Genomic DNA, 10,705 nt, shown 5'->3' with positions numbered 1-10,705 from the left:
CCGGAGCCACCGAAGGTCTGCAGCGATTCGGTCAGGTACTGGTAGGCCCGCTCGGAGCCGACACCCTTGACGATCGGCAGCAGCAGATCGTTGACCCGGAAGGCCACATCCTCATCCGCACCGGAGACCAGCTGCGCGATATCGGCATCCTGGTGCGCGGCGGTGTAGAGGTAGATCGCGCGCAGACCCTCGGCGTAGGCCTTCTGCAGGGCCAGGCTGCGACGCACATCCGGGTGGTGGGTGATGGTGACGCGCGGGGCGGCCTTATCGGTCATCTGGGTCAGGTCCGCACCCTGGACGCGCTGCTTGGCGTAGTCCAGAGCGTTCAGGTAACCGGTCGACAGGGTCGCGATGGCCTTGGTGCCCACCATCATGCGCGCGTTCTCGATGACGTCGAACATCTGCGCGATGCCGTTGTGCACCTCGCCGACCAGCCAGCCCTTGGCGGGCACGCCGTGGCCGCCGAAGGTGACCTCACAGGTGGCCGAGACCTTGATGCCCATCTTGTGCTCGACATTGGTGACGAAGACACCGTTGCGGTCGCCCAGGGTCTGGGTCTCGAAGTCGAAGTGCCACTTCGGCACGTAGAACAGCGACAGGCCCTTGGTACCGGGGCCAGCGCCCTCGGGGCGGGCCAGCACCAGGTGCATGATGTTCTCGAACAGGTCGTCGGAGTCACCCGAGGTGATGAAGCGCTTGACGCCCTCGATGTGCCAGGAGCCGTCCTCCTGCTGGATCGCCTTGGTGCGGCCGGCGCCGACGTCGGAACCGGCATCCGGCTCGGTCAGCACCATGGTGGCGCCCCAGTTGCGCTCGGCAATGATCTGGGCCCACTTCTTCTGCTCATCGGTGCCGTTGTTGTAGAAGACCTGCGCGAAACCGGCACCCGCTGCGTACATCTGCGCGGGCGGGTTGGCGCCGAGGATCATCTCGCCGAGTGCCCAGGAGACGGCGCTCGGGGCACCCAGGCCGCCCAGTTCCTCGCGGACGGCGACCTTGGCCCAGCCCGCGTCTTCCAGCGCGCGGTAGGACTTCTTGAAGGATTCGGGGAGAGTGACCGTGTGGGTCTCGGGATCGAAGGTCGGCGGGTTGCGGTCACCGTCGACGAACGAATCGGCCAGCGGACCCTCGGCCAGGCGACGCACCTCGTTGAGCATCTCCTTGACGGTCTCGGTGTCGAGGTCACCGTAGGCTTCGCTGTCGAGGATGGTGCCGAGGCCGAGTACCTCGAAGAGGTTGAACTCCAGGTCGCGGACGTTGCTCTTGTAGTGGCCCATGTCAGTACTCACTCTCCGTTGAGTTGGTGCGGTCGGTTGGTTGCCGTTCCCGCCCGTTGTCGTCCACCGGGTAAGCCATGCCGGTTTTCCGCATGCTACTCGCGGGTAACTTATGAGTCATATTACCGGTCGGTAATGGGCTCGCAAAGACTCCAGCGGGCAATGTGACGCGGAAAACACCAAAGGACGTTGCCGTCTGTCTACGGTTCGCGTAGTAGACGATTTGTTCGGTTGCTGGTGGGTTTTGAGTGGCCTGTGTGCTTGGAGTAGCAGGGGTGCGTTCGGCTGGCAGCTGTGAGTTCGACGTGGCCCGATGGGTTCGCGATGGCCTGTGAGTTGGGCTATCGGTGTGCTTCGAGTGGCAGGTGGTGCTGAGTGGCCGGTGCGCATTCGGCCTCGCGGGGCGCGGCCGGTGCAGTGCCCGCGCTTTCGGTATTGCGTACGGGGTGTCGATGGGGGCCGGGGCTGAGGTTTCGGTGGGTTTCGTGTGGCCGACGCGTTTGTCGGGGCTGGGGGTTTGGAGTAAGCCCGGACTACCGTGGGATTGTGCGAATCGAGACGAGCGCCGGGCCCGCGGAGATCGAGCTCGACAAACCGCGCAAGGCGGCGTTTCTGCTGCTGCTTACGCACGGATCCGGTGGCGGTGTGGACGCGAAAGACCTGCTCGCGGTGCGGGACTGCGCCTATGAACTGGGTGGCGCGGTGGCGCGGGTGGTGCAGCCGTATCGGGTTGCCGGGCGGCGTGCGCCCGGGTCGGCGATCAAACAGGACGAGGCGTGGCTGGAGATCGTCGCCGACCTGCGTCGGCGGGTGCGGAAGGTGCCGCTGATCCAGGGCGGACGCAGCAATGGCGCCCGAGTCGCCTGCCGCACCGCCATCGACGCCGATGCCCGCGGGGTGCTCGCATTGTCGTTTCCGCTGCATCCGCCGGGTAAGCCGGAGAAGACTCGGCGCGAGGAACTGCTCGCCCCGGGCGATATCGAGGTCGTCGTGATCAATGGCGCGAACGACCCATTCGGCATCCCCGACCCCGCCGACGCGGCCGAGGTTCGCGTTATTCCTGGTCAGCCCCACTCTTTCCGATCCGGATTCGACATCATCGCGGAAACGGTCAAGCCCTGGCTGGAGCGCTGGAGCTCGTCGGGCCGATAGCGGCTGACCGGCGATTCGGCCGGTTCCGGCGAGTCGTGTTCGGCTCAGCTGAGTGCGGAGGGGGGTTCGATGGCCGGTGGAGATGGGGCGGGTTTGGTGGCGACGACGAGGGCGTCGATGGCGTCGCGTTCCTCGGTGGGGCGGTAGACGCGGTCGGCGATGCGGACGCGGATGCGGTCGGTGTCGTGGCCGAGATCGGCGATGATGTCGTCGGGGGTGAACAGGACCGAGGGGTCCTTCGGGCCGCCGAAGCCGTCGGTGAGATTGGTGCTGTCGTGGCCGAGGATCAGCAGAGTGCCCCCTGGGGCGAGCAGGTCGGGCAGGCGGTGGACGAGCGGGCGGCGGTATTCGGCGGACAGGTGCAGGAAGACCATCAGCACCAGTTCGTATGGACCGGTGATGCCCGCGGCATCCAGATCGGTGACGTCCGCGCACTGCCAGCTGATGCGGCCGCGAACCGAGCGGGACAATCGCGTCGCGATGGTGCGGCCCTTATCGACCCCCACCTGTGAATAGTCGACGGCATGCACCTGCCACCCGTGCGTGGCCAGCCACAAGGCGTTACGACCTTCGCCGCACGCGAGGTCCAGCGCGCGCGGGAGACCGGGCGCCTCGCCATCGGGCACGTCCGGCATCAGCGGAGCAACCCGCTCCAGCCCGTACACATGCTCCACCACGGTGCTGTTCGGCGGTGCGCCCCACACCAATTCGCTCTGCGCATACCGCGTATCCCAATCGGTCGCGTCCATACCCGCGATTCTATTGACCCCGCACACCCGGCCACCCCCGCGCACCCGGCTGATGGGTGTTGACTTCTCGAAGTTGGATCTTGGCTTTCGGCCTCGAGATTCCGCTGTTTCAGATCGTCGGCGGTTGTGCTGTTCGTTGTCGCGGTGAAAGGTCGAATCGTTCGGCGAATTCCGACATCTGGTCGTGTTGCTGCGCGGGGTCGGCACCAGCGAAGCCAACAACGATCCGATCCACACCGTGCTCGGCGAATTCCTCGACGCGTTCGGGGGATATGTCGGCTGATCCCCAGCGGGTGTACTCGATTTCGGCGGGATCACGTCCTGCATCGGTTGCGGTCTTGTGGGCCAGTTCGATCTGCCGGTCACGTTCGTGTTCGGTCAGCATGCCGCCGGCGAAATAGCCGTCACCGCGTCGTCCGGCGCGTTGGGCTGCTGCCGCGCTGGAGCCCCCGATGTGGATGGGTAGCGCGGTCGTTTGGTGCGGTTTGGGATAACTGCACAGGTTGTCGAAGGCGAAGAACTCGCCGTGATGGCTGACGCCGTCCGGGCCGCCCGACCACAGCAGGCGCAGCACATCGATGGCCTCGTCCGCGCGGCGGCCACGGCTGCGGAAATCGACGCCCATCGCGTGGGCTTCCCCGGGCAAGGCGCCGAGGCCGACGGTGAGGAGTCGCATCCTGCCTCGGGACAGCACGTCGACGGTGGCCAACCGCTTGGCCAGGACCACCGGATGCCGATACGGCAGTAGTAGTACACCGGTACCGAGCAGAATCCGATGTGTGGCCGCGGCGACGAAGCTCAGGCAATCCAGCGGATCGAAATACGGCAACGTGGGCGGCAGCTCGCCCGCGCCGTAGTCAGCGCCGGGATACAGCGCGATATGGTCCTGGACATACAGTGCCTCGAACCCGAGGTCTTCCGCGTGCTGGGCGAACGTTACGAGGCGATCGGGATCGGTGCCGTTGAACGCCGTGCCGTAGCTGGTCGCAAACCGCATTTACGAGAATCCTTCCTGGTACGGATGGGGAAACGGTCATTGCCGTGCGGGCTCGACCGTAAAAAACAGTGCTAGAGGGAGAATTCACACTTCGGGGCCGGGCCGGCCACGGCGCTGATTCGCGCGCTCACGTGTCGCCGCGCAGCGGAGAGCCGGTCGATCGCGTCGTCGATCTCGGCGAGCTTGCGCCGCAGGGACTCGACCGATTCCGGGCATTCGTCGGCGGACCGGTGGCCGTTGCGCAAGCAGGTGACGAACGGGCGGGCATCGGCCAGGTCGAAACCCAACTCCAGCAATGCCCGGATTTTCCGCACGATCTCGAGCTCGTGCTCGTCGTATACGCGGTAACCGTTGGCCGACCGGCCGGGCTGCACGAGTCCGTGCTCCTCGTAGTAGCGCACCGTGCGTGTACTCGTGCCAGCGCGCTCGGCCAGCTCTCCGATCAGCATGTGCCCCTCCTCTCGAGACCGCTGCGGCAACCGTAAACCTTGTCGCCGACGTCAAGGCAATACCGCAAACCCACATCCACCCCCACGGCTCCGCTCTGCCCCGCGCAACCATCGCGCCACCGCTCCTACTGCGGAAGCGCCGCAACGCCCTCGGTTCGTCGCCAGCCCTACGCGCCGGCTTCCGGCAGCCAGTGCACCGGAGAGGTTTCGCGGATGTGGATGAGTACGTCGAATGCGTCGATGAGGGATCGGACCGGGGTGTGGGCGGTGGCGTCTTTGGCGGGGTCGTAGATGCCGCTGATCGTGCGCAATTTCGCGGGGCGGTGTAGCCACTGCCGAACCGAGACCGGGGCGGTGTTGTGCAGATCCAGGTAGCAGGCGGGCAGATCCAGTTCGCCGAGGGTGGCGTCGATGAGGTCCGGTAGTGGTTCTGGTGCCACTGCCATGCCGAGATCTCCGTGATGGAAGCCGATGGCCACCGATGCGTATTGCGCGCCGAAGTGTGCGCGCAAATAGCTACCGGCGCCGCGGAATTCGGATGTTTCGGCTGGGCCGTCCCCGAGTGGGAGGGCGGCGGTGTGGCCGATACCGTCCCAATAGGCGATCTTCGCGCCGGTGCTGCGCTGCCATTCGATGACCCGATCCGCCGCGGGTCGCTCATCACGTGCGAAACCGCCCTGTCCGGCAACGCTTTTCTCGTGGAAATCGACGATAAGTCGCAAATGTGTCAGTGCTTTGTCGAATTCTGTTGTCGCCGGAAGTTTTTCGAATATTGCGAGGGCAGCACGGGCGTCATCGATGAACGGGCGGCCCGGATGAATTCCTTGATGGCGCTGCACATGTTCATCAACTCGGTGTGCGGTGCGAATCGGAGTGAGGTGAGATTCGATGGCAGCCAAGTGATCCGGTGCGTGCTGGCGCAGGTAATCCAGCACCACCTCGTAGTCCGAGGATTCCGCACGCGGCGGCTCGACGCCGAAGATCCGGACCGGATCGTCGGGGTGCTCCTGGTTGAAGGCACGAATCCAGGACAGCGCGGCCGCCATTTCGGCCGTCCGGTTCGGCCGCCACGCACCGGCGAGCACCGATGCTGGATCCCCCACGCCAGCGCGCACATAAGCGTCGAGCCGCTCGCCGGAGCGCGCACTGTCCTGCACCGCGAGCGCCCGATAGCCGTATTCCTCGACCAGCACCCGGAATACACGCTCACGCACTCCGAAGGTCTGCCGGGAGAATCGGGTCGATTCACCGAGGCCCACCACGGTCGCCGATCCGAGCCGATCGGTGAGCGGCGCGAGATCGCGGCCGGTGCCGTTCGCGTCGGTATCGGAGATCGGCCGCGCATTCGCTCGCAGCCATGCCCGCAAATCTGCTGCGGCGGTGACTGATTCGCTGGTTGCAGCGGTGCTGCCCATGACTTCTCCCGAAGCTCGACGATCCGATGCGATCAGCTTCATACCTGAAGTGATGTTCAGGTCAAGTCGAGCTCGAAAAGATCGACGGGGCACGGCCGCCGATACTGCGGCCATGCCCCGTCGATCCGGTGAATTCAGAGCGTTGTGCGCATCAAAATCACGTTGTACTGCGAATGCACCGTCGTCAGGAAGTACAGATCACGCCCGGTCTGATAGGGGAAGATCGACGGCGCGTACGCGCTCGGCAGCTCCCGCGTATCGATCAGCACCTCGGGATCGCTCCATGGCCCCTGCGGCGTGGCGGCCCGCCGCATAACCACGGAATTGAACGGATCGGTGGTCAGCGAGACGAACTGACCGAGGTACTCGTTGTACATCACCGACAGCTCGCCGACGCCACCCATGATGGGCGCCGCCGCATCGACATCGCCCTTCTTGCTCCAGTGCTCGCCGTCCCAGTATTCGTATTCGCCCAGGTTCGCGATATCGCCATCGCGCACCCGCGCGACATACGCCGCCCGATTGCGCCCGGATTGGGTGCCGTACTCGTAGACGTACCCGGCGTTCTCGAGGAACGCGTTCATCTGGAAATTGGCATTGGCGCCCTCATTCGGACGCCGCGTGTTGGTCAGATCGGCCCAGGTCTCCCCATTGTCACCGGAGGCGGCGAGCCCGGAGAAGTTGGTGGTCCATTGGCCGACATCGTCCCAGGTCCGCACCGACATCATGCTCATGAACTGAACGCCGTTGACCGAAATGCCCGCGGTCGGGATGCGGCTGATCTCCACGAATGGGATCTTCGGACTGGGGATCAGGTCCCGCGCCTGGCCGAAGATGTCGCGCACGACGCTGTCGAAGTAGATCCCATTGGACGGATCGTGGGTGTGGCTGCGCACCAGAATATTGCTGCGCCACGCCCAGGTGCTGCCAGCCAGCAGATTCGGCAGGCCGAGCCCGGCGGTATCACCGAATGCGGTCAGCATCTCACCGTCGCCGTTGTCCCACATGATGCCGAGGTCGGTGCCGAGCACGTTATAGCTCTGGGTGTTGTTCGGGCTGGCCAGTCCGGTCATCTGGAATACCGCCCTGGTGCGCCCGCCCAGGTTGGGCAGACCGCTGCTGCCGTTGAGGACCGGAATCGGATTGATCGCGTTCGGGTTTGCCGAGGCAGGGGTAGTCGCTATGAGGAGCAAGGCCGATGCTCCTGCCAATGCCGAGAGCAAGGCGGATGCGGACTTGTTCAAAGTCTCTGAGCCCTCCGGTTTCTGGCCGAAGCGGCGCGATACGCAGTACCTACCGTGTGTGTCGCGTCACATTTCGGCGGGCTGGCAAATCGTTCAAGATATTAACAGTGAAACCAGTGAAATTTGTGGCTTGTGTCACTTGTAGTGAAAGTTGCGAATACTTCCGTATCTAAGTTGCCGAAGGTTTGCTGCGAGATAAGGTCAGTCGCAGGATCAATGGCAGCTGGGTCGCCCGTTCGATCGCGAAGGTGCGCCGTGCCGATGCGTGCCAGGAGCGATCGAAGAGTTGTTTGGCTCCCGCGACCGCGTGCGGGGAGCGGGTCGCGATGCGGTTGGCGAGTTGCTTCGCCGCCGCGACCGGGTCCGCGGTCACCTCGGTGATCAGACCGATGCGCGCGGCGTAGGCGGCGTCGACGGTATCGGCGGTCATGGTGAGCAGCAGGGCCTGGTCGATGCCGATCAGGCGGGACAGCGTCGCCGCGCCGGTCATATCCGGGACCAGGCCGTGCTTGGCCTCCATGACCGAGAACTCCGCGTCGGGGGTCGCGAACCGGATGTCGGCGGCCAGCGCGATCTGCAGTCCGCCGCCGAAGCAGCGGCCGTGCACCGCGGCGATCACCGGCACGGGCAGTCGGCGCCACGCCCAGCACGCCTCCTGGAAGGTGTTGGTGCCGCGCCAGGGCAGCGGGACGAAGTTGCGCACGACGGTGAGTGGATTGCTGGTCGCCGCGGCGACATCGAGTCCGCTGCTGAAACTCGGGCCGTTGCCGGACAGGATGACCGCGCGGACGTCCTTGCGACCGGCGATGGTGTGCGCGGTGGTGACGAGGTCGCGCAGCATGTCGATGGTGAGGCCGTTGTGCTTGTCCGGCCGGTTCAGCGTGACGTAGGCGCGATCGCCGTCGAACTGTAGCGCGATGTCAGAGCCCATTCTGCAGATCTTACTCATGAGTCAGTTCATGTCGAGAGCATTGCCCGGACACCTGCGCTCTGTTCTAATCGAACGCAAGTTACCGTCAATGCTGACGGTAAAGAGTGGAGGGATGATGCTGCCACCCGGATTGGATCCGCGAACGCCGGTGCTCGTCGGCGTCGGACAGGTCGTGCATCGCAACGGTGAGCCGGGACTGCCCGGACCCGTTGAACTCGCCACCGAATCCCTGCGCCGCGCGGGCGCGGACAGCGGCACCGGTGACCGGCTCTTGCGATCGGCCGATCTGATTGCCGCGGCGGCCTCGGTCAGCAGGCCATATCCGGACCTCGGCGCGCTGGTCGCCGCGGAACTGGGCGCTGCGCCGAAGCGCACCCTGCAATCGGTGCGATTCGGCGGTGACGCACCGCAGCGCCTGGTCAATACCGTCGCGCAGGCCATTGCCGACGGACGCTGCGAGGTCGCGCTGATCACCGGAGCCGAATCGGTCGCGTCCTGGAATGCGGCCAACCGGACCGGCGCCGCACTCGATTGGCCCGAACAGGCCGAGGATGTGCGGCCGACCCAGATCGTCGGCACCGACCGCGGACCCAATACCGAGATGGAGACCGCGGCGGGGCTGTGGGGTCCGGTCTACTTCTACGCGCTGATGGAGACCGCGCTGCGCGGGCGGCTCGGTCTGAGTGAGACCGCGCATCGGGAGCGGATCGGCGGACTGTGGTCGCGGCTCTCGGCGGTGGCGGCGCGGAATCCGTATGCGTGGCAGCCGAGCGCACAATCCGTCGACGGGGTGCTGACGGCGACGCGCGCGAACCGCATGGTGTCGACGCCGTATCCGAAGCTGCTCGTCGCGAACCTATCGGTGGACCAAGGCGCGGGACTCATCCTGTGCAGTGCGGCGGCGGCCGATGCGGCGGGCGTGCCGCGGGAACGCTGGGTCTTTCCGCATGGCGGCGGCACCGCCACCGATGAGTGGTTCGTTTCCGAACGCGCGGATATGTCCACCTCACCCGCCATTGCCGCGGCCGGGCGGGCCGCGCTGTCCGGTGCGGGGATCGGCATCGACGAGGTCGCGCATATCGATCTGTACTCCTGCTTCCCGGTTGCGGTGCAGGTCGCGGCCGAGGCGCTCGGTCTGCCGATCGACGATCCGGCGCGGCCGCTGTCGGTCACCGGCGGGCTCACCTTCGCGGGCGGTCCGGGCAATAACTACGCGACGCATTCGATCGCAACACTGGCCGGTCGGCTGCGCGCGGACCCGTCGGCCTACGGCTTGGCGAGCGCACTCGGCTGGTACATCACCAAACACGGTATCGGCGTCTACTCGGCGCGACCGCCCGCGCGACTCTTCCGCGCCGTCGAAGCGGAAGTGCCTGCGGCACGGCGTGATACGGCTTCGGGCTATACCGGACCGGTGACCGTTGAGGCGTACACGGTCGCCTATCGCAAGGGCCCCGCGCCCGACCACGCCGACGAACCCGAGGCCGTGGTGATCAGCGCACTGACACCGGCCGGTGCCCGCATACTGGTCCGGGCGTCCGATGCCGACACCATCGCGGCGTTCACCGATGGCGACCCGATCGGCGCGAGCGCCGATGTGGCCGCCGCCAATAGGCTCACCCTGCTCACCACCGAGAGGACCGTCCAATGAGTACAGCAGCGCAAGGCGATTCCGTCAGCGGTGGGTCCGACCTGGTACTGGTCGAACGCCGCGATGCGATCACCGTGCTGACGGTCAACCGTCCGGACGCCCGCAACGCCATCAACCTCGCCACCGCGCAGGCCATCGAGGTCGCCGTCGACGAATTCGAGGCCGACCCTGCCGCGCGCGTGCTCGTGCTCACCGGTGCGGGCGGAACCTTCAGCGCCGGAATGGATCTCGTCGCCGCATCGAAGGGCGAGATGCCGATGACCGCCAACCGCGGCCCGCTCGGCATCGCCGCGAAACCACCCGCCAAGCCGATGATTTCGGCCGTCGAGGGCTTTGCGCTCGCCGGTGGTTTCGAGCTCGCGCTCGCCGGTGATCTCATCGTCGCCGCGAGCAACGCCCAGTTCGGCATTCCGGAGGTGAAGCGCGGCCTGGTCGCCGCGGGCGGCGGTGTGCTGCGGCTGACCCAGCGGCTGCCGCGTCCCATCGCCGCGGAGCTGGCGCTCACCGGCGGGCGCATCGACGCCGAACGGCTCTACCAGCTCGGCCTGATCAACCGGATCACCGAACCCGGAGGCGCGCTGGCGGGTGCGTTGGCCCTGGCGGCCGAAATCGTTGCGGCCGCGCCGCTTGCGGTGGCCGCGAGTAAGCGCATCATCGACGAGTCGCCGGATTGGTCGGTCGCCGAGGGCTTCGCGAAGCAGGGCGAAATCGCCTTGCCCGCACTGTTCTCCAAGGATGCCGCCGAGGGTGCGCTGGCCTTCGCGCAGAAGCGCGAACCCCAGTGGCAGGGACAGTGACCAATTGAATTCCGCGTCGCGGAGCGACTCCATGAGGGGCGGT

General features: G+C 66.1%; 10 protein-coding genes. 3 read left to right on the top strand and 7 right to left on the bottom strand.

Annotated features, from left to right (window positions below):
- A partial coding sequence (locus ACWEO2_RS38150; protein ID WP_452409816.1) for an acyl-CoA dehydrogenase family protein occupies positions 1-1,277 on the bottom strand: 1,277 nt, incomplete at its 3' end.
- Positions 1,278-1,823: 546 nt separating this feature from the next.
- On the opposite strand from ACWEO2_RS38150, the gene ACWEO2_RS38145 reads away from it, so the two are divergent.
- Positions 1,824-2,429, top strand: coding sequence for an alpha/beta hydrolase family protein (locus ACWEO2_RS38145; RefSeq protein WP_452409814.1), 606 nt, complete (start codon positions 1,824-1,826; stop codon positions 2,427-2,429).
- 44 nt (positions 2,430-2,473) lie between these two features.
- On the opposite strand, the gene ACWEO2_RS38140 is transcribed toward ACWEO2_RS38145, so the two are convergent.
- From ACWEO2_RS38140 to ACWEO2_RS38115, 6 genes are all read right to left on the bottom strand, one after another.
- Positions 2,474-3,178 carry a class I SAM-dependent methyltransferase gene (locus tag ACWEO2_RS38140; RefSeq protein ID WP_452409813.1) on the bottom strand — a complete coding sequence of 235 codons (705 nt, stop codon included), beginning with the start codon at positions 3,176-3,178 and terminating at the stop codon, positions 2,474-2,476.
- 109 nt (positions 3,179-3,287) lie between these two features.
- A complete protein-coding gene (locus ACWEO2_RS38135; RefSeq protein WP_452409812.1) occupies positions 3,288-4,175 on the bottom strand; it encodes a TIGR03619 family F420-dependent LLM class oxidoreductase in 888 nt (295 codons plus the stop codon).
- A 71-nt stretch (positions 4,176-4,246) separates the two neighbouring features.
- Positions 4,247-4,624 (bottom strand): MerR family transcriptional regulator, encoded by a 378-nt coding sequence (locus ACWEO2_RS38130; RefSeq protein ID WP_452409811.1) that lies wholly within the window; start codon positions 4,622-4,624, stop codon positions 4,247-4,249.
- Positions 4,625-4,791: 167 nt separating this feature from the next.
- Positions 4,792-6,039 (bottom strand): erythromycin esterase family protein, encoded by a 1,248-nt coding sequence (locus tag ACWEO2_RS38125; RefSeq protein ID WP_452409810.1) that lies wholly within the window; start codon positions 6,037-6,039, stop codon positions 4,792-4,794.
- Positions 6,040-6,173: 134 nt separating this feature from the next.
- Positions 6,174-7,283 carry a DUF4185 domain-containing protein gene (locus ACWEO2_RS38120; protein WP_452409809.1) on the bottom strand — a complete coding sequence of 370 codons (1,110 nt, stop codon included), beginning with the start codon at positions 7,281-7,283 and terminating at the stop codon, positions 6,174-6,176.
- Between the two features lie 169 nt (positions 7,284-7,452).
- On the bottom strand, positions 7,453-8,202 hold the full coding sequence (locus ACWEO2_RS38115) for a crotonase/enoyl-CoA hydratase family protein (RefSeq protein WP_452409815.1): 750 nt from the start codon (positions 8,200-8,202) through the stop codon (positions 7,453-7,455).
- Positions 8,203-8,326: 124 nt separating this feature from the next.
- On the opposite strand from ACWEO2_RS38115, the gene ACWEO2_RS38110 reads away from it, so the two are divergent.
- Positions 8,327-9,865: an acetyl-CoA acetyltransferase gene (locus tag ACWEO2_RS38110; protein ID WP_452409808.1), complete on the top strand. Its 1,539-nt coding sequence runs from the start codon at positions 8,327-8,329 to the stop codon at positions 9,863-9,865.
- Positions 9,862-10,662: a crotonase/enoyl-CoA hydratase family protein gene (locus ACWEO2_RS38105; protein ID WP_452409807.1), complete on the top strand. Its 801-nt coding sequence runs from the start codon at positions 9,862-9,864 to the stop codon at positions 10,660-10,662. Before ACWEO2_RS38110 ends, ACWEO2_RS38105 begins: the two co-directional genes overlap by 4 nt.
- Positions 10,663-10,705: the final 43 nt, after the last annotated feature.

Source organism: Nocardia sp. NPDC004278, assembly GCF_053602975.1.
This window is presented reverse-complemented; position numbering and strand designations above follow the sequence as displayed.